We start from the raw sequence: 20,822 nt of genomic DNA, 5'->3' as shown, positions 1-20,822 counted from the left end.
CTATGAAGAAAGCCCTCTACCACCTCTACCTGCTCATTGCCTCGCTCAGAGTAGCCGGGGATGCCATAGAGACCGTTGCCCTACCCTGGAGCATCCTGAACGCTACGGGCTCACTGATAAGCATAGGTGGCTACGCGCTCTTCACTCACCTTCCATGGGTTATCCTGCCACCCATTCTCGGCCGAACCCTCGACAGAACGGTCAAAAAGGTGAGGCTGGCCTTTCTCGCGCTCATCCTTCAGGCTTTCCTGGCGGTTCTCATAATCCCTCTCTCCTCAAACATCTGGGCCTTCTATCTCCTCGTCTCAGGGATTTCGGCTCTGGACATCCTCCACAGGTACTACGGCTTTTCGCTCGTTGCCTCAATGACCCTCCACGAGTCCGAACTCCAGAGGCTCAACGCGACCAAGGAGACCGTTGGTGAGGCCACTTCACTCCTCGCGTATCCACTCGCGGGTTTTCTCGCCTACCGCTTCGGAATATGGAGCATGCTGATAGATGCAGCCCTCTTATTCATCGGTGCACTCGCGCTGATTCCGTACCTCAACGTTGATGTGAAGCGGGAAAAAGAGACAAAAGAAAGGTCTAAACCAGCTAAAATCCGCAGAAAGCTCGTCATTGGCTTCATGATAACTCTCCTGCTCTTCAACTTCGCCCTCGGCTCCTTCAGGATATTCGTCTTCTCATCGCTCAGGGCCCTGGAAAAGGGAGAGGTGATATACGGCTTACTTCAGTCGCTGACGACGGTGGGGAGTTTGGTGGCCGTTCTGGGAATCACCTACTTTGCCCACAGAAGGAAACTGGGTATCAGAAGGCCACTCTTAGCTGGTATGCTGCTCCAGAGCTTCGCCCTCATCCTCGTTGGTCTTCCCAAAGTTGCGGCGCTTCTACCGGCGGTCTTCGTCCTAGGCCTCGGCGGTGCTCTCATCAACGTCTCCTTCGACAGCCTCTTCCAGAAGGTCTTTCCGCTTGAGAGACTGGGGACTTTCAGGGGAATCTTCGACGCCCTCGCAACGCTCGTCATTCCAATTTCACAGATACTCTTTGCGTGGCTGATTGAGAGGGGTCTCTCCCCACTGGGCCTCTCCTCTGGGGCATTTCTCATAGCACTCGTGGCGTTGGCTTTTCTCCAGCTCAGCCTGAGAGCGATTGAGCTAGGTTGAAAAGTCTCTCCGCCTCGGCGTCAGTGAGGTTCTCTACCCCTCCATTCTGCAGTATGGAGGACAACTCCTCAGATAGTTCATTGAAGATTCTCACATCCTTGGAAACCTTCTCTCTGGGATCCGGGCTGTTTACAGCCGTTGAGAAGTAGCTTTCCAGATTGCCACCCGCCACGTAGAGGTTCCAGTACTTATTCTCCCCCGTGAGCTCGTAGAGCGAAAAAGATGCCCCGCTCAGCTCCCAGGCGCAGTAAGTGTAGCGGCTCAGCCTTTCCCTTAGAACATCATCGCTCACGTTGTTTTCGAGCATCGTTTCAAGGGCAGCCATGTCCGAAAGGCAGAAAATGGCCATGGTGGAGGCTTGAAAGATGCCCCCCTTCGCGTTCTCCACGTCGTTTCTCTCCCCGTGGTAGAGGTAGCCGAGGGTGGTTGAGAGAATCAGAAGAACCGCAATGACAAGGGAACAGACCCTCTGCATTAACACCACCAGTCGTAATAACGAAAGGTGCTTAAAAGGTTTTCCTTAAGATGTCTCCGGTGAAACGAAACTATGGAGCCGTTCATCCGCGAAGCCAGACCTGAAGATAAGCCATTCATTGAGGAGATAGCAAGGCTCACGTGGGGCGGAGAGGACTATTTAGCGAAAGTTTTCGATGACTGGGTTAAAGACGGCAACTTCTACGTCCTGGAGCTGGACGGCAGGGTCATCGGCACTGCAAAGCTGACGCTCCTTCCAAACCGCGTTGGCTGGCTTGAGGGCCTGCGCGTTCATCCCGATTACAGGGGCAGGGGCTTCGGAAGGCTCCTCCACAGCTTTATGCTCGAACTCGGTGAGAGGCTCGCCGAGGAAGGAAAAATAGAGGCCCTCGAGTTCTCCACCTACTTCCTCAACAGGGAGAGCATAGCTATGGCAAAGAAGGACGGCTTCTCAATCCTTGCCAAGTTCTACGTTCTCGGTGCCAAAGCTGAGGATTTCGATCAGGAGGAACCAACCCCTTCAGAGCTGACCTACGAGGACTTAACGCTCGGAATAATCCCGCTTGGCTGGAAGTTCCTCCACAGGAGCGAGGAAACGTTAGAATGGCTCAGGAAGAGGGCAGAGGTCTACGAGATAGACGGCTTCAAGTTCATAGTCCCAAGAGGAGGAACGACCTTCACTCCGCTCTCAACTGGGCTTGCCTGCATAAGGACGATGCTTCCAGCCATGGCCTACGTTGCGAAGGAAAGGGGCGAATGGTTCGACATCATGCTCCCAGGCGGAATGAATCCCGTCCTCCTAGGCCTAATGGGGCTCGGCCTCAAGCTCTGGGATGAGACGGAGGAGCCGAACGTGCTGGTGTTCCGGATGCCTCTGACGACACTCCGCGGGTAAAAGCAAGAAGATACCTTAAGGATATTCCGGAATACTTCAATGGGGTAGTTTGGAGCGAATTCCAGTGTTTGGGGTAGTACCACTCCAGGTCAGTCAAAGCCCACTGGGTAACGGGGAAGGAGGAGGCAGTAAAGGCTGTCCAAACCCAAAATTAAGGACGTAGTGGGCCACAAAACTCGCAAATGAAGATAAGTCTACAAGTATTAGGAATCCAAAGAGCGTGTAGCCCAGCACTTTAAGCTCATCCTCCCCCTCCAAGAGCTTCCATATAATGACACCAGCAAAAGCCGCGAGTACTGGGGCGAAGGGGAGATAAAAGCGCATTTGGAAGATGTAGGCATCTGCGCGGAGCCAATCGTATTGGAAGTAGAGCCCGAAGTAAGCTAAGAACCACAGGAATAATGGGGGCGTTAAGCGGCTTTTTCTTGCAAAGTATAAGCCCGCCGGGAGCAGGAAGATTGATGGAAACCCTTCAAAGAGAAGCTTTGGGTGAACCAGAAGGTTTCTCAGGAGTATTGCAAAGGCCCTATGCCACTCTCCCTTCAGCAGGAACTGGAGGGCAAAGTTTGTGTAGCCAATTGTATAGGCATAGCCCACCCTAAAGGGACTTCCAAAGACCGTGTAGTGATATATCATGAGCAGGATTGCAGGAGGAATTGAGCCCAAAAGGAGCAGGCCAAAGTATCTAAGCGGGTTTTTCATACCCTTTTTCAAGAGCCAGAGCGCATAGAGCAGGATTGCAGGATAAATTACTACGTTTGTATATCTTATTGCTACGCTCGAACCCAAAGCTAATCCAGAAAATACAGCTAGGGTTTTGCTTTCTTTTTCGAGCCCCATATAATAGAACGCCACGCCGATGAGCACAAACACCATGCTGACAAAGTCTGACATGTAAATCCTGTAGAACATTCCCAAGAAGGTTGCATTAAAGAGTAGAATTAGCGAAGAGAAGAAAGCGGCTTTTGGATTGTAAGCCAGTGAAATGAGCTTGTAGAAGACAACCAGCCCAAAAAGTCCAAAAACTAAATTTACTATTCTCTCAAGCCCGAGCTTGTGAAAGAAGGCGAGTATGAAGGCATAACCGGGCGCCTTTTCCAAAGCATATTCATCGACATCAATTCTCACATATTGTATTCCAAGGTGTTTGCCTGCAAGATTAGGCACGCCTATGAGCTCTTCATAGCTTGCATCTCTTTGAAGCTCCAGAAGCTCGGAACGCGAAACTGTAATCTTGCCCTGGGAAAACGCCTTCATTGCGGCGTAGTACGTTATGTCGTCGGGCTCTATGAGCTTGATAGGGATCACTAAAACAGCTGAGAAAACTATGAGTGCTATGATAAGCATCATCAGGAAGTAGCGGGTTTCTGGATTTTCAAGTTTAATCTCCATCTCAAACCTGCCCGCATTCATCGAACTCCCTCCATGTCCAGCCAAAAGATTATTAGGCTGGGATTATTTAAGGAACTCTACAAAAGAATGTTTCGGAGCGTTTCATACGACTTAAGAAAACGTCTAAAAGTGACCAATTATGATGAAAATCAAACCCCTCCAAAGTGAAGAAGAGTATTTGCAGTGCCTCCAGATAGCCAAAGACCTCAGAGAGTGGTTCAACGAAGCTGGAATAAAAGCGATTGAAGAGGATTTGAAGAGTGAGATTACGTTCATAGCCCTTAGCAAGGGCGTCCTTGGCTTCATAGCGGTCAAGCCCCTCAATGAAAAAGCCCTCGAAATCCTCTGGATGACCGTGAAGCGTGAGAAGCGAGAGAAAGGAATAGGCTCGGAACTGCTGGCCTTCATTGAGGGATGGGCCCTTGAGAAAGGCTTCGAAGTTCTCGTAGTGAAAACCTCAGGCGATCTATTTTACAAGCCCTACGATGAAACGAGGAAGTTCTACGAAAAGAGAGGTCTCGTCAGGGTTGCTTTAATAGACCCCTATCCAGAATGGGGCGAGCCGGCTCTGATTTACGTGAAGTGCCTAAAGGGAAAGGAAGAGCGTTAGGCTTATAGGTCCGTTCTAAAAACCCATATGGTGTTCCTATGCGCTGGAGCGAGATTCCGCGAGATGCCAAAGCCTACATGCTCTACCACACTATCATAGCGCCCCAGCTCATAGTCTGGATTCTTCTGCCCCTCTATATGATGTACTCCGGCTACTCCGTCCTCGAGGTCGGGGCCTTCTTTACCGCCGTCAACATCATCGCGATTCCGCTTACATATCTCCTCGGCAGGGCGTTCAACAGATGGGACATCAAGAAAGGGCTGATGGTAATTGACGCCCTCGACGGAATAGCCTACGTCCTCTACGGCTTTGCCAAAGGTGCTATAGCTCCGGTCATGTTCTTTGCGGGAAGAACAGTCGAGAAGCTCTCGACGGTGCTTTACCCTCTTTACCGTGCCTATGAGCAGATTATCTACCCGGAGGACAGGTACGAAGAAATCTTCGCCTGGCACCTGCGCCTGCCCGAAATCAGCAGGCTGGTAACCTTCCCAATCCTCGGCTACCTCTTCGGCTACGTCTGGAGCTCGGCGGAGCACTATCGACTGGCCTTCATCGCCTTTGGCCTCCTCTCGCTCTTCACGATTGCATACATCTGGCTCTTCCTTCCGTCGGTTGGCAAAGAGAAGAGGCTAACCCCTGAGGGCTTCACCTTCAGGGTCGGCGAGTTCAAGCTCCTGCTGGCCTTTGAAGCGCTGCTGACTCTGGCGTGGTCCCTCGCGCCTGAGCTGGTGCTCATCAACTACGTTGTCTTTGTGCTCCACAAGACGGTCTTCGAGGTAACGCTGATAGCCTGCGCGAGCAGTCTGGCCTCGATAATTGGAACCTACGCCAGCGAGAGGGTTCCGAAGGGGAAGGGCTTTCAGGCGATAGGCCTTGGAATGTTCCTCAACGCGGTCTATGCCCTCGTCATGGCGCTCTCACCGCCGTTCTGGCTGGCGCTGCTGGTTTATGCTATCGGAGACTTTGGAAACACCTTCTGGTTCCCGTTCTACCGCTCGTGGCAGTTCTCGCTCATCCCAAAGGAGCGCGCCAGCGAGTTCCATGCGGCGATATCGAGCTACAACCGCTTGATAGCTCTCGTTACGCCGTTCATCGCCGGCGCACTAGCGAGCGTACATGCGACGCTGCCCTATGCAGCCAGCTTAGTTCTGTTCCTCTTAGCTGGGGTACTTTTCGTTAGAGGGGAAGCCTTTAGAAAGGCGAAGGTAAGAAATAGCCCCCGGTGAGGGGATGGAAAATGAAGAAGGTCGCGGTAATAGACGTCGAGGGGACTTTAACAGACTTCGAGTTCTGGAGGGAGATGGCCAGAATAACAGGAAAACGGGAGATAGAGGAGCTTCTTGAAAAGGGCCTCTCCGGAGAGGTGGAGTGGCTGGATTCCCTCCTCAAACGGGTGGAGCTCATAAGAGGGATCGATGAGGGGACGTTCCTCAGGGCGAGGGAGAAGGTCAGCGTGAGCCCCAAGGCGAGAGAGCTCGTTGAAATGCTCAGGGAGAAGGGCTTTAAGGTGGTTCTCATCAGCGGCTCCTTTGAGGAGGTTCTTGAACCCTTTAAGGCACTCGGGGACGAGTTCATGGCCAACAGGGCGGTTTTCAGGGAGGGAAGGTTTGAGGGGATAGATCTCCGCGTCAAGGATAAGGGCGAGATAGCTGGACGGTTCAAGGAGACCTTTCTACTCGCCATTGGGGATGGTAGCGCAGATTCAAAGATGTTTGAGCAAGCCAATGTGGGGATAGCCGTCGGCAGAGAGATACCCGGGGCGGATTTTCTGGTAAAAGACCTGAAAGAGCTGGTGGATTTCATAAAGAATCTAAAGCCTTAGTTCTCAGCCGCCAGCCGTTGATATTGAAGCCTCCCATCCTCTCGAAGATGTGCGTTATGACTCTCTTCAGGTTTTCGGCCTCGCGCCTCTCAAGAGCCTTCAGAAACAGCTTCACGAACTCCCCATCGGGAAATTCCTCAAACATGTACGCTTTTCTGAACCTTTCGTCGCTGAAGAGCCTGTAAACTTTGCTAGCTGGAGGAATTTCAACACCCAAGAACTTCGAATAAACCTCAAGGGCTCTGCTGAGAGCCAGGTGGTAGAGGTAGCCAGAGCTGGGATCGTTCCTGTCTTCAGCGTCCTTCAGACTGTCGAGCATGTCCCAGAGGGAGTACTTAGCTACCTCCACCCAGGTTTCATCGGGCCGTTCAAAGGGTCTCTTCATGTATTCCAGCGCTTCCGCCTTTAGAACCTCAGCTATTCCAGTCTTGTCAAAGAGAACTTTCCCAATTACTATAATCCTCGCTGTGGCCCGGCTGTTCTGGGCAAACTCCTCCTCAAAGTAGTGTCTGATCTGTCTTGCTGGATTTGCGAAGTACTCGATTAAAGTCCCATCTATAACGACGTTTCCCCTCTCCCTCCATTCCACGTCATCGGAGAGCACGATGTAAACGTCTACATCGGAGTATCTGGTCTGTAGCCCAACTGCATAACTTCCAGTTAGCAGAGCGGCCTCAACGAAGTCCTTAATTTTCCAGTCTTCGATGAACTGTTCCAAAGCGAGTTTCCAGTCTGCCTCCATACATATCTCCCCTATTCAAAGTAAAATAAAGAGATCCAAGGCTTCTAAAACTCCGGAATCCTTATCGGCGCCTGCAGCTCTTTCTCCGAGTTTTCAAGATTTGTGGCGAGCATCTTTATCCTTTCAACACCCTTGATTTCCTTTATGAACTCGGCGACGCTCTTCGGCACGAGCTCCTCCCAGGGTTCTCCTTCCACCATACGCTTCCTTATCTCCGTCGCCGAGAGGATATCCTTCCTGAACATCGGCTGTACTACGACCTCATAGCCCCTCTCACGGAAGAGCTGGGCGACAAGAGAGTTTCCAGTGAAGACGACGTCAAATCTTGGAACCATGCTCTGGACGTAAGTTGACCAGATGGCGTTGAAGTTGATGTCCGGTAGTGGAATCAGATAGTAGCGCTTCTCCAGACCAGCCTCGTCCAGAGCCCTTATGAGCATCTCCATCCTTTCGCTCGTCGTGAAGGGGTTCTTGAGCGTGTGGCTGGCCTGAGCACTACCAATGCCTATTATCACCTCGTCCACCTGCGAGAAAACGAACTCAAGGGCCCTGATATGCCCATTGTGAACCGGCTGGAAACGGCCAACGAAGAGACCGCGCCTCGGCATTTTAATCACCCCTTACTTTCATTGGACTAACTTCACATCCACGGCATCCCCAACTTTCAGACCCAACACATCTGCAGCTGAACCCTGATTGACCGCTATCTCGAGGTAATCATGGCTGCCAGGTAAAGCGAGCATCTCACCGGGCTTTACACGGCCGTAGGTATCGAGGTATGGAATAGTAAGGCTGAAGCCGGGAAGCTCAACTGCCCTTGGCCTTCCGTAGTTCTCAAGGTTCAGGATGACGTTGCCGAAGTCGTCGATGTAGATGACCTTCAGCTTCCAAACATCTCCTTCCCTTTTCGGCTCCACCTCGAGCCTGACGAGCGAATCCAGATCAATCTCCCTGCCGAACTCCTCCGGAGAATGCCCAGCATCGAGTAACGCCCCAACGGGGCCGAATATGTCCCTGCCGTGGAAGGTGGAGCTTATCCTCCAGCCTGTGAAGCGTTTGACCCTGTCGAAGTCTATCTCGTAAGCCTTTCTGGGCTTTATATGTTTCAACGGGAGAGTGGCCAGACCGTTATCTGGAACGACTAAAAACTGTTCGCCCTCGATTATTACCGCCCTCCTCGAGGTGCCAACGCCCGGATCGATGACACCGACGTGAACCGTTCCCCTGGGGGAATACTTGACAACCTGCTCCATGACGAAGGAGCCCTCTAAAATCGAATGCCTCGTTACCGAGTGGGTAACGTCTACCAGCACCGCGCTGGGGTTGACCCTCAGCATGGCGACCTTCATCTCGCCAACGTAGGGGCCCCTCAAGCCGAAGTCCGTCGTCAGCGTTATCATGACACCACCCAAACTTTATTAACGTCAGTGCTTAAGAGGCTTTGGAAGATGGTCATGAGGAAGGCGCTCGTTCCGGTTGTGTTCATTCTCGTGGTACTGGTCTTCGGCTGCCTCTTCAAGCCGCCGGCCGAGGTTAGGTTCTCGGTTGATAAAACCCTGGTCAGGCCAGGCGGCACTCTTCACGTGATGGTCTTCGTCAACAACACAGGAAAGGTTGGTCTCACGGGTGCGACGCTCGTCCTCGGCGACGACAACTTTCAAATCCTGCAGGAGCCCAAGTTTCCTGATCTGCTGAAAGTTGGCGACAGCGTTCAACTCGTGTGGATCCTGAGGGCGCCCCTAAAGCCGGGGGTCTACAACTTAAAGCTCTCCCTCGAGCTAACGGACGAGCTCAAGCGCTCCTGGACCGGTTTCTACGGGCAGTTTAGAATCACTGTATCAGACGAGGCAGGCCCCCCAGATGAGTTGAAGCTTAATGTGGAAGCTCCATCCACACTAAAGGGCGGGGAAACTGCGCAGATAAACGTCACCATCGAAAACACGCTGGAGGTTCCAGTGGATCTCCGCGACATAAGTTTCAACCTCATGGACGGGATGAAGCTCCTCAGTGCCGACGCCCTTCCGGATACTCTGGATGCCAACGAGAAGATCGAACTGAGCTATACCATCAAGGCCCCCTATGCCTACAGAGACGGTTACATCTCGGTCATAGTCAAATACTCCCTCAGCGGCGCCGAGAGCAGCATAGTAAAAAGCGTGCCGCTCAAAGTCGTGTGGAGGCCCTGGGAGGAGGATGACGAGACCCTGCAAACGGCCTATGGGCTCAGGTATCACTGGATAACCGACGAGTACATAGTGGACGGCTACTGGATGGAGCGCTACAACTCGACATCGGCATTCAATGGGACGGATCTGAGGAACCTAACGCTCAAGGTAATCGGCAACGCCGAATCAGAGTTCCAGGCTGCTCAGGCCATCTACGACTGGATGATGAGGACATACTCCTTCGGGGACACCACTTCAACCCTCGAGCCCTCAAAGATCCTCCCACAGGACAGGATAAGTTATGCCGAAGCTCAGATACTCATGACCGCGATGCTGCGCTCAGTGGACGTTCCCGCTAGGATAGTTACGCTCTTCAACGGAACCAACTGCACCCTCTGGCCGATGACCGAGTTCTACACCGCGGATGGCTGGTACGTAGCTGACATCAAGCACGGCTTTGTTGGCTCACTGGACGAGTACTTGGCCAGTCCCTACTTCCCCAAGCTGTACCAGCTCGTAACGCGCGACGGATATAGGATCGTTGCTCAGTCCCCCTCGAGCCTCAACGGGCACGAGCACGTGGACGTCACGGGAGATTTCCTGGCTGATCTCGAGGACAGGCTCCTTAGGATAGTAACCGAGAGGCTCAAACCGGAGCTACGCTCCAAGCTCATGATAGTAATGAACAACCTCGACGAGAACCAGAGGCTCTATGCCCTCTTCCTGTTCTCGGCCCCAAGCAAGGAGGACCTCAACAGGGTGCTCTCCACCTACAGCACACGCAAAATAGAGCAAGACGTAAAAACCATGTACGAGTTCTACAGGACGATGACATGGAGCGACGACTTCACAAGATACTGGAAAATATTCGCGGGTGAGGTTGGATGATTGTAGTGCTTCGCCTTGGACACAGGCCGGAGAGAGACAAAAGAATAACGACACACGTAGCCTTGACTGCGAGGGCCTTCGGCGCGGATAAAATAATAATCGCGGCAGAGGTTGACGAGCACGTGAAGGAGAGCGTTGAGGACGTGGTTAAGCGATGGGGCGGTCCCTTTGAAATAACCTTCAATCCGAGCTGGAAAAGGATAATGCGCGAGTGGAAAGAGACGGGCGGAATAATAGCCCACCTGACCATGTACGGCATTCACATCGACGATGCGGTTCCAAAGATTAAGGAAGAGCTGAAATCGGGAAGGGACATCATGGTGGTCGTTGGAGCGGAAAAGGTGCCAAAAGAAGTTTACGAGATGGCCAACTACAACGTGGCCGTCGGAAACCAGCCCCACAGCGAGGTTGCCGCTTTAGCGGTCTTTCTCGACAGGCTGCTCGATGGTGAAGGACTCAGAAAGGAGTTCAAGAACGCCAGGCTCAAGATAATCCCGCAGGAGAAAGGCAAGAAGGTCGTCGAGCTAGAGGAGGAATGAGAATGGCCCTGAACAGATACCGCCCGGCGGTCAAAGGCTACCTTGAGGCAATAGTGCGGCCATTGGCAAAGACCGGACTGAGTCCAAACCACCTGACGGTCATCGGACTTCTGATAAGCCTCGCCGGTGCCTACCTCTTCTACCGCGGCGAACAGTTTACCGCCGCCTTGGTACTCCTCTTCGGCTCTCTCGTGGATGCCCTCGACGGAACGCTCGCCAGGCTGACTGGGAAGACAAGCCGCTTTGGCGCCTTTCTCGACTCCACCTTCGATAGAATAAGCGACGGGGCTGTACTGTTTGGGATAGCCCTCGGTAACCTGGTAGACTGGAAGGTGGCGTTTATAACCTTCATGGGGAGCTACCTCGTCAGCTACGAACGCTGCCGAGCGGAGCTGGCCGGCTCAGGAACCTTGGCGGTAGGAATAGCCGAAAGGGCTGAGAGACTTCTCATCCTGATAATCACCGCACTCTTTGGCCACGTTGATTACGGTGTTTACATCGTTGCCGTGCTCGCTTGGATAACCGTCTTCCAGAGGATGTGGGCTGCTTACCAGAGGCTGAGGTGAGGCAAGAGGGGATGACGAAAATTTCGCTAGCTGAAACCGCGCTTCGCGCGGCACCGTGATGAGCCCTGCCGTTACCGACCCCTCGCCGCGACCTCTTTTTACCCCCTCGAGAAAAGATAGAGGTTTTCAATCCTCCTGTAGGCCCTTCACGATATCAACTACCTCGCTCAGCCGTGAGACCACGAAGTCGCAGTTCACCCAGAGCTCGCGCTTGGCTCCGCTCGGATCGAGGAGGACGCTGAACATACCAACGTTCTTGGCCCCAACGCAGTCTTTAGCCGGGTTGTCGCCGACGTATACTGCCTCTTCTGGCCTAACGCCCGCCTTCTGAAGAGCCAGCTCGAAGGGTCTAGGGTGTGGCTTGTAAAAACCCGCATCCTCACTGGTAGTTATTGAATCGAAGAGGTCGTAAATACCGAGGGCCTTCAGATGGGCCTCGATGTAATCGTTGTCGGAATCCGTGATTATTCCAACGTGGAGGCCGAGTTCTTTGAGGGCCCTGATCGTTTCGACGGCATCGTCGAAGAGCCTTCCATAGCGCTCGTGCATGGCTATGCTTACCTCCCAGAAGTCCTCTGGAACGGTGAAGTCGTAACGCTGGGCGACAGTTTCAATTGCCCTTGTGTCAACGTCCCTTATTCTGACGTAAGGCTTTCCTGCGAGCTCCTTAAAGAGGGCAGAGCTCTCAGCCTCGTACTCCTCCCAGATTCTGATAACATCGAGGTCATCCCTGCCTGCCTTCTTGAGAACCTCCTCGACTATATGCTGGTGGGTGACGTTCTCGCCCTCCTTCGTTATGAGCGTGCCCACGAAGTCAAAGAACACGGCCTTCAGCATCGTTATCACCGTAAAAACTCCGGGGATGACGTTAAAACGCTTCCTTTGGCACAACGACAACTTTGTACCGAAGGAATTTCGAAGACTTGCCCACATGACAGAAAAACTTTGGAAAAGCTTTTATCAGTGGTGAAACCACAGGGAGGAAAACATAGGGGGTGAGGGAAATCGAAGCGATACTCCTCGTCTGGGGCGTCCGAGACGAGGTTTTGGAAAAGCTCCCCGTGAAGGGATACTGGCTCTACGGGGAGTACGACTTCATTGCGAAGGTGGAGTTCATGAGCGAGAAGGAAGCTGAGGAGTTCGTGAGAGAACTTAGAAGGCTCATTCATGGGGGCACCTTCAAGCTCATCCCGGTCAAACTTTCTGCCGTTAAGAGAATCAATAGAAGCGAGGCAAAGGTAAGCGTGCTCGAAAGCATCAAAGTCTCGGCCCCATGAGCCCTTTCTTTTTCAACTCCTCGTAGGCCCTTTTCAGGGCGTCCCGTATTAAGTATCTCTTGTTCAGACCCCCAAGCTTATAGGCGGCCTTCCTAAGGCTCCCAGACTTCAGAAAGAGCTCAAGTAGCTTTCTATCCTCCTCGGGGAGGTCAAGGTGCTTGAGGGCCATCTCCGCTATCTCAATTGGCAGGTTCCCCTCGTAGGCATAGTCGGAAGAGGTGACGGGTTTATCGAACTTTTCAACGAGCCTGAAAACGACCACGTGGGCCTTTGAGTCATCTGTAACGTGACGGTAGTGCTCTTTCAGAGCCTCAATCAGCTCCTCCCTGCTTGAGAACCCATCAAGAAACGCGTCCTCATCGGTAAGCTCCCCAACGGTTTTGCTATCAACTCGCTCGATTACCGCCCGCCCTATGGCATAGCCACCGGAGTGTATCAAAACTACGTCTCCCGGTGTCAGGTTTGGCCTCTTGCCGAGCCGTACCGTCGCCCGCTTTTTTCCGCTCAGGATGGCATCTTTGTACCGTCCGTCAAACTCAAGATGCCTCATCCTTCATCCCTCACCGACGAGCTTGAACTTTATGGCCATGACCCCATACCTGTTCTCCTTCCATTTGGGATACATGTTGTGGAACCTCTTCACGGCCCTCTCAAAGCTCGGCTCGTCGGGGAAGATCTTCTTAATTGGCTCCTCGCGCAGAACCTGCCTGAACGTCTCGTAGCGTTTGACACCAGTAACAACTGCCGGAACCTCGTTGTTAAAGAGTATCTTGTCGCCGGGCTTTATGTTCCTCAGCTGGGGGTAAGCTACCCTGACCTCTATCCTCTTTTCCCCGGACTTTATCATCTCGAGGTACTCGTCTTTCACGTACAGCCTGTAGACCTTCATCTTCACCACGTTTCCCTTTTTCACTCCACTTAAAAGCTTAGCCAATGGAAACTTTTAAATCCTTTAGCGCCGCAGATAGTTTAGGTGTAAGTGATGAAAAGAAACGCCCAGGGCGCGATAGAGTACCTCTTTATGCTGGCCGCGGTGCTTGTGCTTGTGCTTATGGCAGCGAGAGTGGTGCTCAACGGCACGAAGAACCTCAACGAGGCCATTTCAAACTACACGACCCAGGTTAGGAAGCAAATTCTTGAGGATCTCTAGCTAAAATTCGGAGGGTTGGGTTATGGACATCTCGATACCCCTTCTTGTCGGGCTTATCTCGGGTATTCTAACCTCCTACACAGATCTGAAGTCCGGCTTTATCCTCGATTCCCACGTCTTTCCAACCCTTGAAATCATCGAGAGGCTGAGAGGGAAAAAGGAGGAAACGTCTGAATTCGGAATTATCTCGAAGATCGTCGTTCCTGCAACGGAGATAGGAGTGTTGTACTATCTCTACCAGGGAATTAAAGCCGGAGACGTTCCCTTGGCTCTCTCCGGAATTATCGGCTTCTTCATCGGCCTTGCCCTTGGAGTCATCCTCTACATCATCGGCGCCTGGGCGAGCGGCGACGTGGTTATCCTCGCCGGCTTCTCGGCCCTCCTGCCGTATCCACCGGCTACAGCATCGGTGGTTCCCCCCTACGCCCTGACCTACCCGGTGTATCCCCTCTCAATACTCTTCAACAGCATCATCGCAGTGTTCCCCTTCATATTCCTCTACTCGTTTGGGGTAATCATAGCCAGGAAAAAGTTCAGCGAGCTGAAGGAGATACTCACCGGCGGGGCCAGGCTCACAGTTGAGGTTGCGCTCTGGATAACCGCGGCACTGGGGCTGCAGATAGTCCTCTACGACACGACTGGAACCGTGTTCGGTGGTCTTCTTGGATGGGCCTTCACGTTCATTGTAGTGGTGGCACTTGGAAGGGCCAGGAAGTTCGGTGATGCATTTGGACTTCTCGTGCTCGGTTACCTGCTTTACCTCGACCCCAGAATGGCTCTCTGGATATTCGCCAGGCTGCTCGCGGTGATATACCTCTTCAAGGTCTTCTTCTCGACCGTCAAGTTCATGCGCACCGAGGTTCTCATGGAGGAGGTGCCCGTTGAAGAGCTTGAGGAATGGGACATCCTCGGCGAGACGATATTCGAGAAGAACGGCCAGATAGGGAGGGACAGAACCGATGCCTTTGTCCGCCTGAAGATCTCCCTCCTGACGGCCAACCTCGAAGTCCTGAGGCCAGACTACGGCAGGGTCATAGCGTCCCCCACCGCAGAAGGGCTAAAGAAGGAGCAGATCGAGGAACTCAAGCGCCTTGTTGAGGAGGGGAAGCTTGAGAACCGCTTTTTGAGGAAGAAGGCTATGCCCTTTGCCCCTGCGCTCTTCATCGGCTTCCTAATAGCATACTTCTGGGGCGACATCTTCTGGTGGATACAGCTCAAAATAGCCGGCCTCTGAGCAAGGCTTTTTAACCCCTCTTCCAATCCCCCAACGGCCCGGCTTCCCGCCCTCTCCGCGGAGGAGTGAAGCGGGGGTTCCGGTCGGGCCGACAGGGGGATGACGAGCTTTTGCTTTGCTGAGACCGCGTTTCGCGCGGCGTCGTGATGAACACGCCCTTCACCGACCCCGAGGAAGAAAAGAATCACTCGAGGAGCCCCTTGATTATCTCCATGACCTCGTGCAGGCTCTCGACGTTGTGGTCGCCCTCAACTCCCTCGTGCGGGTTTATAGCAATGCTGACATCGGCAACGCGGAACATGCTGAGGTCGTTGTGGCCGTCGCCGACCGCAACAGTCAGCTCCGGGTTGAACTCCTTCTTTAGCTCCTCCAAAATTCTCCCCTTGCTCTCGAAATCCACTACAGACTTTACCTTTCCGGTGACGAAGCCGTTCTCATCAAAAATCAGCTCGTTGGCGAAGACGTAATCAACGCCGAGTTCGCTGGCTATCCTTCCCGCGAGGCACATCAGTCCGCTGCTCAGTATCGCTATTTTGAAGTCGTTCTCCTTTAGAAATTCGATGAGCTCCCATGCACCATCCATGTACTCCACAGAGTTAGCCCACTCCATTATCTCCTCCCTTGTATGGCCCCTCCAGAGCAAAGCGTCGAGCTCTGCCCACGTTGCGTAGTCAAACTCCCCAGCGAAGAAGCGCTCAGCGTATTCCTTTCCCTTCTCCCATGTTCCGAACTTCTTATGAAGCTCCACCCAGCTGGAGACGGATTTAACAAGCGTTCCCTCAAGGTCAAATGCAATCAGTCTCACCATGATCCCACCAGAAGAAAAGCTCATCACGACTTAAAAGCCTACCCCTCCCAGCCGTGCTCGCCTATAAGGGGAACGAAAGCCACCCCACCATGCCTTGTGGTCTTTACGCTTCCGTCCTCGAGCCTTGTAACCTCATAGAGCTCCTGCCATAGGTGGTATTTCCCAACTGGAATTATGAGCTTCCCTCCCGGCTTGAGCTGTTCTATCAGCGGTTCAGGGACTTTAGGCGCCCCCGCTGTAACGATTATCCTGTCGTAGGGTGCTTTGGGAGGAAAGCCTTTCGTACCGTCGCCGATAATGATGTGGACTTTATCGGCGTAGCCGGCCTTCTCAAGGTTCTTTCTGGCAAACTCCGCGAGTTCGGGGATCCTCTCAACGGTGTAAACCTCGGTCTTAATGATCTCAGCTATTAAAGCCGTGTTCCAGCCGCTTCCGGTGCCTATCTCAAGGACGTTCATGCCCTCCTCAAGCTGGGCGAGCTCAAGCATTATGGCAACCATGTGTGGAGCGCTGATGGTCTGACCCGCTGGAATGGGAAGGGGCTCATCAACGTGGGCCCACTTGGCGTGCCCAGGAAGAACAAAGAAGTACCTCGGAACTTTAAGAAAAGCCTGCTTAACCTTATCACTCTTTATAATGCCCTCCCTTACGAGGGCATCGACGGTCCTGACCCACCTGCGGTAGAGCTTGTCCTGCATATAGAGAATAGACCCTACTAGGATATAAGGCTTGCGAAGAAGCGAGAAGTTGGAATAGTGGCCGGCGGCGTCCCCGGTTTCCCGCCCCCTCTCGGAGGGCAGTACACCCGGGATCGCTGGCGGGCTTAACTTCCGGGGTCGAAACGAGACCGGGTGTAACCCCGCCGCTATGACCGCCGTACCGCTATTGACCTATCGGGATGGGTTTATAAAGATTGCGGTCAGGGAGCATCCAACGGTCATTTTGTGGTTAGGTGGTCAGTTAAAGTTTTTAGGCTTTGAAGTCCAAAAATATACTTGGACATCCATAGGTGAGCAGCATGAATAAGTCCCTCTTGCTGGTTGGCCAGACCCTCAGTCTGCTTGCAAAGCTGACAGTCTCAATGATTCTCCTCAAAGTCTACCTCCGCTCCCGAAGAAGGTCCGCCTTTGTATGGTTCCTCGCCTGGATAATCGCGGCTCTCAGCATAGTCTCCGACGCCCTGGACATCCTCCGGCTTATAGCAATCACCGAAGCTGCGTTTTCCTCCATGCTATTTCTCGGCTCACTAATATTTCTCTCCGAGGAGCTCGGCTGGAATACCAAACACGCCTTCATATATGCCACTCCCCCCCTGATCGCCGCCCTGTACAGTGTGGCCTTAGGCAAGGACTGGGTTTCCATAGTGGGCATCTCCTACGGTGTCTCTGCTTTCTTTGTTGTCCTATCTGGACTATTCATACTGCACGCCAGCGAGGAGAGCTTCAAGAGAGCCAAAAGGGCTGGGTGGATGGTTCTTCTGATGGGACTTCACGAGATGGATTATCCCTTCCTCAGGGGTGTGGATTGGTTCGCCCCGATAGGCTTCACATTGGGGGCCATACTTACGGTTCTCTCAGTATACTTCATGGCCTGCATGGTGCTTTCCGAAGAGTTCATCAAGCTGGAGAATCCGGTAAAGGCCAACATCGAGCCCGGAGTCAAGCTGATTCCCAGTGATGAATACCGCAAGATGAAAGAGATGCTTAGGGAATACCCGGCCTTAGCTTTTGTCAGGGATGTATCCCCTCCAGAAACGTGGAGAACGTACTTCATCACCAACACAAGGGGGGAGAACGCAATTCACCCCACGAACCTGGCCAAAATGCTCGAGCTTTCTAACAGGTACCTGCGCGAGGCAGAGACGCATGGACTCAACGGCGTCATAATACTAGACGGCATCGAGTATCTAACGATATACAACGGTATCACCGCAGTTGTGAAGTTCCTGGCGACCCTTAGAGATATGGTCGTAGTTAGAAACGGCTCCCTCTTAGTGGTGGTCGACGAGGCAGCCTGGGAGAAGAAGGAGTACCTCACCATCAGGAGAATTCTCCTTGGGGAGTAAACCCTATAAGAGGAAATTCAAATCTCCAAGGAGGTGGTGATAATGGGACTCATAGAAGACAAGGCCCTTGTTGAGGCAGCCCTCTTCGTTTCTGGACGGCCACTGAGCGTTAAAGAACTGTCCAAAGCTTTGGGAATAAAGTCGCTGGATTATCTCGAAAAGCTCATCGAACTTATCGCAGCGGAATATGCAGAGCGGAAGAGTGCAATCGAAGTGGTGCGCGTTCTCGGGGACAAGTACGTGATGCAGGTGAAGCAGGAGTACTCTCAAAAAGTTATCCACCTGATGCCGAGGCCCGATTTGAGGACGGGCGAGCTGAAAACGCTGGCGCTTATAGCTTATCTTCAGCCGATAGAGCAGAGCAGGCTCGTGAAGCTCCGCGGAAGCCAGGCCTACGAGCACATAAGGAAGCTACTGGAGATGGGCCTCATCTATGCGGAACCCTACGAGAGGACAAAGCTCCTCGGAACAACGCCCAAATTTGCTGAGCTCTACGGATTCCCTGAGAACGATCCAATGATAATTAAGGAGGCCTTCAAGAAAGTGGTTCACGCTGAGTACAGCGATTTAATCGAGAAGCTCGAGAAAGGTGAGGCGGCTTCAGAAGGCGAAGAGTAATTTCTTAACCTTTCAGTTCCCTTATTTCTGCCCATAAAAGAAACAGAACGCTCTTTTCCAAGAACTCAGCCCCTAGAGAAAAGTTTAAATACCCGCACCCATTATTACCATTAAGGTGAGTTCTATGGGAGTGCTGACCAAGGAACAAATCATCGAGATGATAGAGAGGCAGAAGGGTCTCTCCAAAGACGAAATCGAAGAGAAGATAGCGGAGATAGCTTCCCGCGAGGGAATTTCCGAGCATGCCGCGGCTTTAATGCTCGCCGAGGAGTTGGGCGTCAACTTGGAGGGGAGAGAAGAGCTCCTTCACATAGCAGATCTCGTTCCCGGGATGACCAACGTGAACATAGTCGCGAGGATACTGAGGAAGTACCCGCCGAGGGAGTACCAGCGGAGGGACGGCTCGAGCGGCCAGGTCGCCAACGTGATAATTTACGACTCCACCGGAAAAGCCAGGCTCGTCCTCTGGGACAGTCAAGTGGCCAAGTACTACAACGAGCTTAACCCGGGAGATGTAATCAAGATTATAGACCCGAGCATCAGGGAGGGCAGGTCCGGAATAGAACTCCATGCCAACTTCAGGACGAGGATAATACTCAATCCAGAGGATCCGCGCGTTGAAGAAATCCCACCGCTCGAAGAGGTGAGGAGCTACAACTACAGGCGCGTCAATATAGGCGAGTTGATGGGCGGTGAAAGGTTCGTTGAGGTTCGCGGAACTATAGCGAGGCTATACCGCGTTACCGTTTACGACGCCTGTCCAGAGTGCAGGAGAAAGGTTGACTACGAGCCCGCAACGGACACCTGGGTGTGCCCCGAGCACGGCGAGGTTCACCCGATAAAGATAACCATCATTGACTTTGGCCTTGACGACTCCACCGGCTACATCAGGACAACTCTCTTCGGGGACGACGCGGCGGAGCTTATCGGAAAGGATCCGGAAGAGATAGCCGAGAGGATGAGGGAGCTCATGGAGGAGGGCTTAACTGCCAAGGAAGCCAGTAGGAAGCTCGCAGAAGAGGAGTACTACTACCTGCTCGGCAGGGAAATAGTGGTCAGGGGCAACGTGGTGGACGACAAGTTCCTCGGGCTAATACTGAAGGCCTTCGGCTGGGACGAGGTGGACTACAGAAGGGAGATAAGCCGGGTGAGGGCCGAGCTGAAGGAGGCCCTCAAGGAGGTGCTGTGAATGGAGGAGGTTAGGTACAGGCGGCGCAAGCCGGCCGTCGAGAGGAAAATAGGAGAAATAACCGAGGACGACACCCGCGTGGCTCTCATAGGAAAGGCCTTCAAGGTCGACAAGATGGACTACACCTTCTGGCTCGACGACGGAACTGGAGTCATACTTATCGAGAGCGAGGAGAACGTCCTCCCTCAGAACGGTCAAATCGTCAGGGTCATAGGGAGAGTCATAAGGAATGACGAGGGGGTTCACATCTACGGCGAGGTCATACAGGACTTCAGCGAGGCCGATTTGGAAGCCCTCGAGGAGATTAGAGAACTTGAGAGGAAGGTTCTCCCAAAGGTTGAGAGCACGCTCGCGTGGTGGTCAGAATGAAGAAGCGCCTCCCAGCGAGTAGGGTTTACATAAAGGATATCATAGAGGGATACTACGTCAAGAGCGAGGGCGATTTCGAGCCCAACTACCTGATAACGAAGGACGCGAGGAAAGTCTACCGCGTTAAGGTAGTCGCAACCGTCGTCCGCGAGCCAGTCATAAGCGACGACGAGACCTACGGAAAGCTCCAGATAGACGACGGAACAGGGACGATATGGGTTCTCGGGTTTAGAGACGACACCCGCTTTATAAGGCTCGTGAAGAAGGGCGACCTCGTCCAGATAATCGGCAAGGTTGCTGAATGGCGCGACGACAAGCAGATACTCGTGGAGGGCATAGCTAAGGTCCACCCCAACATGTGGATACTCCACCGCTTCGAGACCCTTAAGGAGAAGGTCGAGCACGCAAAGAAGGCCCAGATAGCCTTTGAGATTTACGACAAGTACGGCATCACGGCGAAGGCCAAGGTGATAGCCAAAAACAAAGGTGTAAGCGAGGACATGCTCCTCACTATAGACGAGCTCTACACCATAATGCTCGAACAGAGAAACCTCGAGGAGGAACTCTTCGAGGAGGAAGTGGAGGAACTAGAGGAGAAGGCAGAAGAGAGCCCAGAGCTGGAGAAGGCCAAGAAGGCTGTCCTCGACCTGCTGAACGAGAAGAAGAAGGCCCTCTCGCACAAGTTCATCGTTAAGAAGCTCTCCAAGGAGTTCGACGAGGAGCTCATCGAAGAGGCCATAACCCAGCTCTTAGCTGAGGGAGAAATCTACGAACCGGAGATAGGCTACTACGAGCCGCTGTGAGTCAGCTTTTCAATATTTCCTTCACCCTCTTTTTCACAAACCACTCGTCTTAG

Annotated in this window: 26 protein-coding genes and 1 rRNA gene; 16 read left to right on the top strand and 11 right to left on the bottom strand. The window is 52.9% G+C overall.

Features of this window, described 5'->3' with window-relative positions:
- Positions 1–2: 2 nt before the first annotated feature.
- Entirely contained in the window at positions 3–1,163 is a 1,161-nt protein-coding gene (locus E3E23_RS07535) for an MFS transporter (protein WP_167907674.1), read from the top strand.
- Here the strand turns inward: E3E23_RS07535 and E3E23_RS07530 are convergent.
- Positions 1,135–1,638: a hypothetical protein gene (locus tag E3E23_RS07530; protein ID WP_167730835.1), complete on the bottom strand. Its 504-nt coding sequence runs from the start codon at positions 1,636–1,638 to the stop codon at positions 1,135–1,137. The two genes, E3E23_RS07535 and E3E23_RS07530, sit on opposite strands and share 29 nt — an antisense overlap.
- 72 nt (positions 1,639–1,710) lie before the next feature.
- Here E3E23_RS07530 and E3E23_RS07525 point away from each other — a divergent pair, with 72 nt between their 5' ends.
- Complete coding sequence (locus E3E23_RS07525) at positions 1,711–2,532, top strand: GNAT family N-acetyltransferase (protein WP_167907672.1); 822 nt, start codon at positions 1,711–1,713, stop codon at positions 2,530–2,532.
- A gap of 93 nt (positions 2,533–2,625) precedes the next feature.
- Here E3E23_RS07525 and E3E23_RS07520 read toward each other — a convergent pair whose 3' ends face one another.
- Positions 2,626–3,945: a glycosyltransferase family 39 protein gene (locus tag E3E23_RS07520; RefSeq protein WP_167907670.1), complete on the bottom strand. Its 1,320-nt coding sequence runs from the start codon at positions 3,943–3,945 to the stop codon at positions 2,626–2,628.
- A gap of 118 nt (positions 3,946–4,063) precedes the next feature.
- Here E3E23_RS07520 and E3E23_RS07515 point away from each other — a divergent pair, with 118 nt between their 5' ends.
- Genes E3E23_RS07515 through E3E23_RS07505 form a run of 3 tightly spaced genes read left to right on the top strand, consistent with a single transcriptional unit; the run spans position 4,064 to position 6,356 of the window.
- Positions 4,064–4,534 (top strand): GNAT family N-acetyltransferase, encoded by a 471-nt coding sequence (locus E3E23_RS07515; RefSeq protein WP_240920770.1) that lies wholly within the window; start codon positions 4,064–4,066, stop codon positions 4,532–4,534.
- Positions 4,535–4,572: 38 nt separating this feature from the next.
- Positions 4,573–5,760, top strand: a complete 1,188-nt coding sequence (locus E3E23_RS07510; RefSeq protein ID WP_167907668.1) for an MFS transporter — start codon at positions 4,573–4,575, stop codon at positions 5,758–5,760.
- 11 nt (positions 5,761–5,771) lie between these two features.
- A complete protein-coding gene (locus E3E23_RS07505) occupies positions 5,772–6,356 on the top strand; it encodes an HAD family phosphatase (RefSeq protein WP_167907666.1) in 585 nt (194 codons plus the stop codon).
- On the opposite strand, the gene E3E23_RS07500 is transcribed toward E3E23_RS07505, so the two are convergent.
- Genes E3E23_RS07500 through E3E23_RS07490 form a run of 3 tightly spaced genes read right to left on the bottom strand, consistent with a single transcriptional unit; the run spans position 6,334 to position 8,498 of the window.
- Positions 6,334–7,098, bottom strand: a complete 765-nt coding sequence (locus E3E23_RS07500; protein ID WP_167907664.1) for a nucleotidyltransferase domain-containing protein — start codon at positions 7,096–7,098, stop codon at positions 6,334–6,336. The two genes, E3E23_RS07505 and E3E23_RS07500, sit on opposite strands and share 23 nt — an antisense overlap.
- A gap of 44 nt (positions 7,099–7,142) precedes the next feature.
- On the bottom strand, positions 7,143–7,706 hold the full coding sequence (locus tag E3E23_RS07495; RefSeq protein ID WP_167907662.1) for a nicotinamide-nucleotide adenylyltransferase: 564 nt from the start codon (positions 7,704–7,706) through the stop codon (positions 7,143–7,145).
- An 18-nt stretch (positions 7,707–7,724) separates the two neighbouring features.
- The gene (locus tag E3E23_RS07490; protein WP_167907660.1) at positions 7,725–8,498 is read right to left on the bottom strand and encodes an S-adenosyl-l-methionine hydroxide adenosyltransferase family protein; all 774 of its coding nucleotides are present in this window, start codon (positions 8,496–8,498) and stop codon (positions 7,725–7,727) included.
- Positions 8,499–8,546: 48 nt separating this feature from the next.
- Between E3E23_RS07490 and E3E23_RS07485 the strand changes: the two genes are divergently transcribed.
- Genes E3E23_RS07485 through pgsA form a run of 3 tightly spaced genes read left to right on the top strand, consistent with a single transcriptional unit; the run spans position 8,547 to position 11,256 of the window.
- The gene (locus E3E23_RS07485; protein WP_167907658.1) at positions 8,547–10,151 is read left to right on the top strand and encodes a transglutaminase-like domain-containing protein; all 1,605 of its coding nucleotides are present in this window, start codon (positions 8,547–8,549) and stop codon (positions 10,149–10,151) included.
- Positions 10,148–10,690: a tRNA (cytidine(56)-2'-O)-methyltransferase gene (locus tag E3E23_RS07480; protein WP_167907656.1), complete on the top strand. Its 543-nt coding sequence runs from the start codon at positions 10,148–10,150 to the stop codon at positions 10,688–10,690. Before E3E23_RS07485 ends, E3E23_RS07480 begins: the two co-directional genes overlap by 4 nt.
- A 2-nt stretch (positions 10,691–10,692) precedes the next feature.
- A complete protein-coding gene (gene pgsA / locus E3E23_RS07475; RefSeq protein ID WP_167907885.1) occupies positions 10,693–11,256 on the top strand; it encodes an archaetidylinositol phosphate synthase in 564 nt (187 codons plus the stop codon).
- A 126-nt stretch (positions 11,257–11,382) separates the two neighbouring features.
- On the opposite strand, the gene E3E23_RS07470 is transcribed toward pgsA, so the two are convergent.
- Positions 11,383–12,093: a TIGR02253 family HAD-type hydrolase gene (locus E3E23_RS07470; RefSeq protein ID WP_167907884.1), complete on the bottom strand. Its 711-nt coding sequence runs from the start codon at positions 12,091–12,093 to the stop codon at positions 11,383–11,385.
- A gap of 158 nt (positions 12,094–12,251) precedes the next feature.
- Between E3E23_RS07470 and E3E23_RS07465 the strand changes: the two genes are divergently transcribed.
- A complete protein-coding gene (locus E3E23_RS07465; RefSeq protein ID WP_167907654.1) occupies positions 12,252–12,533 on the top strand; it encodes a hypothetical protein in 282 nt (93 codons plus the stop codon).
- Here E3E23_RS07465 and E3E23_RS07460 read toward each other — a convergent pair.
- Positions 12,514–13,083, bottom strand: coding sequence for an ASCH domain-containing protein (locus E3E23_RS07460; protein WP_167907652.1), 570 nt, complete (start codon positions 13,081–13,083; stop codon positions 12,514–12,516). The genes E3E23_RS07465 and E3E23_RS07460 overlap by 20 nt on opposite strands.
- 3 nt (positions 13,084–13,086) lie before the next feature.
- Positions 13,087–13,422, bottom strand: a complete 336-nt coding sequence (locus E3E23_RS07455) for an ASCH domain-containing protein (protein ID WP_167907883.1) — start codon at positions 13,420–13,422, stop codon at positions 13,087–13,089.
- 93 nt (positions 13,423–13,515) lie between these two features.
- Here E3E23_RS07455 and E3E23_RS07450 point away from each other — a divergent pair, with 93 nt between their 5' ends.
- Positions 13,516–13,683, top strand: coding sequence for a class III signal peptide-containing protein (locus E3E23_RS07450; RefSeq protein ID WP_167907650.1), 168 nt, complete (start codon positions 13,516–13,518; stop codon positions 13,681–13,683).
- A gap of 22 nt (positions 13,684–13,705) precedes the next feature.
- Positions 13,706–14,917: an A24 family peptidase C-terminal domain-containing protein gene (locus E3E23_RS07445; RefSeq protein ID WP_167907648.1), complete on the top strand. Its 1,212-nt coding sequence runs from the start codon at positions 13,706–13,708 to the stop codon at positions 14,915–14,917.
- A gap of 184 nt (positions 14,918–15,101) precedes the next feature.
- Here the strand turns inward: E3E23_RS07445 and E3E23_RS07440 are convergent, their stop codons facing one another.
- From E3E23_RS07440 to rrf, 3 genes are all read right to left on the bottom strand, one after another.
- A complete protein-coding gene (locus tag E3E23_RS07440) occupies positions 15,102–15,725 on the bottom strand; it encodes an HAD-IB family phosphatase (RefSeq protein ID WP_167907646.1) in 624 nt (207 codons plus the stop codon).
- A gap of 38 nt (positions 15,726–15,763) precedes the next feature.
- Positions 15,764–16,423 (bottom strand): protein-L-isoaspartate(D-aspartate) O-methyltransferase, encoded by a 660-nt coding sequence (locus E3E23_RS07435; RefSeq protein ID WP_167907644.1) that lies wholly within the window; start codon positions 16,421–16,423, stop codon positions 15,764–15,766.
- A gap of 59 nt (positions 16,424–16,482) precedes the next feature.
- A 5S ribosomal RNA gene (rrf, locus tag E3E23_RS07430) occupies positions 16,483–16,604 on the bottom strand.
- 139 nt (positions 16,605–16,743) lie between these two features.
- Between rrf and E3E23_RS07425 the strand changes: the two genes are divergently transcribed.
- The 5 genes from E3E23_RS07425 to E3E23_RS07405 all read left to right on the top strand — a co-directional run bounded on the left by E3E23_RS07425 (position 16,744) and on the right by E3E23_RS07405 (position 20,769).
- A complete protein-coding gene (locus E3E23_RS07425) occupies positions 16,744–17,790 on the top strand; it encodes a DUF835 domain-containing protein (protein ID WP_167907642.1) in 1,047 nt (348 codons plus the stop codon).
- A gap of 42 nt (positions 17,791–17,832) precedes the next feature.
- Positions 17,833–18,408, top strand: a complete 576-nt coding sequence (scpB, locus tag E3E23_RS07420; RefSeq protein ID WP_167907640.1) for an SMC-Scp complex subunit ScpB — start codon at positions 17,833–17,835, stop codon at positions 18,406–18,408.
- A gap of 124 nt (positions 18,409–18,532) precedes the next feature.
- On the top strand, positions 18,533–19,597 hold the full coding sequence (locus E3E23_RS07415; RefSeq protein ID WP_167907638.1) for an OB-fold nucleic acid binding domain-containing protein: 1,065 nt from the start codon (positions 18,533–18,535) through the stop codon (positions 19,595–19,597).
- Positions 19,598–19,966 (top strand): replication protein RepA, encoded by a 369-nt coding sequence (locus E3E23_RS07410; protein ID WP_167907636.1) that lies wholly within the window; start codon positions 19,598–19,600, stop codon positions 19,964–19,966.
- The gene (locus E3E23_RS07405; RefSeq protein WP_167907634.1) at positions 19,963–20,769 is read left to right on the top strand and encodes an OB-fold nucleic acid binding domain-containing protein; all 807 of its coding nucleotides are present in this window, start codon (positions 19,963–19,965) and stop codon (positions 20,767–20,769) included. Before E3E23_RS07410 ends, E3E23_RS07405 begins: the two co-directional genes overlap by 4 nt.
- Positions 20,770–20,822: the final 53 nt, after the last annotated feature.

The sequence above is a fragment of the Thermococcus sp. CX2 genome, from assembly GCF_012027555.1.
In the GTDB taxonomy this organism is placed as follows: domain Archaea; phylum Methanobacteriota_B; class Thermococci; order Thermococcales; family Thermococcaceae; genus Thermococcus.
Note: the sequence above shows the minus strand (reverse complement) of the source record. Positions and strands in the feature narration are given on the sequence as shown.

Bases quoted from the DNA above. Each gene is read 5' to 3' on its own strand.
- E3E23_RS07535 (WP_167907674.1), top strand. From the start codon at position 3: ATGAAGAAAGCCCTCTACCACCTCTACCTGCTCATTGCCTCGCTCAGA.
- E3E23_RS07530 (WP_167730835.1), bottom strand. From the start codon at position 1,638: ATGCAGAGGGTCTGTTCCCTTGTCATTGCGGTTCTTCTGATTCTCTCA.
- E3E23_RS07525 (WP_167907672.1), top strand. From the start codon at position 1,711: ATGGAGCCGTTCATCCGCGAAGCCAGACCTGAAGATAAGCCATTCATT.
- E3E23_RS07520 (WP_167907670.1), bottom strand. From the start codon at position 3,945: ATGAATGCGGGCAGGTTTGAGATGGAGATTAAACTTGAAAATCCAGAA.
- E3E23_RS07515 (WP_240920770.1), top strand. From the start codon at position 4,064: ATGATGAAAATCAAACCCCTCCAAAGTGAAGAAGAGTATTTGCAGTGC.
- E3E23_RS07510 (WP_167907668.1), top strand. From the start codon at position 4,573: ATGCGCTGGAGCGAGATTCCGCGAGATGCCAAAGCCTACATGCTCTAC.
- E3E23_RS07505 (WP_167907666.1), top strand. From the start codon at position 5,772: ATGAAGAAGGTCGCGGTAATAGACGTCGAGGGGACTTTAACAGACTTC.
- E3E23_RS07500 (WP_167907664.1), bottom strand. From the start codon at position 7,098: ATGGAGGCAGACTGGAAACTCGCTTTGGAACAGTTCATCGAAGACTGG.
- E3E23_RS07495 (WP_167907662.1), bottom strand. From the start codon at position 7,706: ATGCCGAGGCGCGGTCTCTTCGTTGGCCGTTTCCAGCCGGTTCACAAT.
- E3E23_RS07490 (WP_167907660.1), bottom strand. From the start codon at position 8,498: ATGATAACGCTGACGACGGACTTCGGCTTGAGGGGCCCCTACGTTGGC.
- E3E23_RS07485 (WP_167907658.1), top strand. From the start codon at position 8,547: ATGGTCATGAGGAAGGCGCTCGTTCCGGTTGTGTTCATTCTCGTGGTA.
- E3E23_RS07480 (WP_167907656.1), top strand. From the start codon at position 10,148: ATGATTGTAGTGCTTCGCCTTGGACACAGGCCGGAGAGAGACAAAAGA.
- pgsA (WP_167907885.1), top strand. From the start codon at position 10,693: ATGGCCCTGAACAGATACCGCCCGGCGGTCAAAGGCTACCTTGAGGCA.
- E3E23_RS07470 (WP_167907884.1), bottom strand. From the start codon at position 12,093: ATGCTGAAGGCCGTGTTCTTTGACTTCGTGGGCACGCTCATAACGAAG.
- E3E23_RS07460 (WP_167907652.1), bottom strand. From the start codon at position 13,083: ATGAGGCATCTTGAGTTTGACGGACGGTACAAAGATGCCATCCTGAGC.
- E3E23_RS07455 (WP_167907883.1), bottom strand. From the start codon at position 13,422: ATGAAGGTCTACAGGCTGTACGTGAAAGACGAGTACCTCGAGATGATA.
- E3E23_RS07450 (WP_167907650.1), top strand. From the start codon at position 13,516: ATGAAAAGAAACGCCCAGGGCGCGATAGAGTACCTCTTTATGCTGGCC.
- E3E23_RS07445 (WP_167907648.1), top strand. From the start codon at position 13,706: ATGGACATCTCGATACCCCTTCTTGTCGGGCTTATCTCGGGTATTCTA.
- E3E23_RS07440 (WP_167907646.1), bottom strand. From the start codon at position 15,725: ATGGTGAGACTGATTGCATTTGACCTTGAGGGAACGCTTGTTAAATCC.
- E3E23_RS07435 (WP_167907644.1), bottom strand. From the start codon at position 16,423: ATGCAGGACAAGCTCTACCGCAGGTGGGTCAGGACCGTCGATGCCCTC.
- E3E23_RS07425 (WP_167907642.1), top strand. From the start codon at position 16,744: ATGAATAAGTCCCTCTTGCTGGTTGGCCAGACCCTCAGTCTGCTTGCA.
- scpB (WP_167907640.1), top strand. From the start codon at position 17,833: ATGGGACTCATAGAAGACAAGGCCCTTGTTGAGGCAGCCCTCTTCGTT.
- E3E23_RS07415 (WP_167907638.1), top strand. From the start codon at position 18,533: ATGGGAGTGCTGACCAAGGAACAAATCATCGAGATGATAGAGAGGCAG.
- E3E23_RS07410 (WP_167907636.1), top strand. From the start codon at position 19,598: ATGGAGGAGGTTAGGTACAGGCGGCGCAAGCCGGCCGTCGAGAGGAAA.
- E3E23_RS07405 (WP_167907634.1), top strand. From the start codon at position 19,963: ATGAAGAAGCGCCTCCCAGCGAGTAGGGTTTACATAAAGGATATCATA.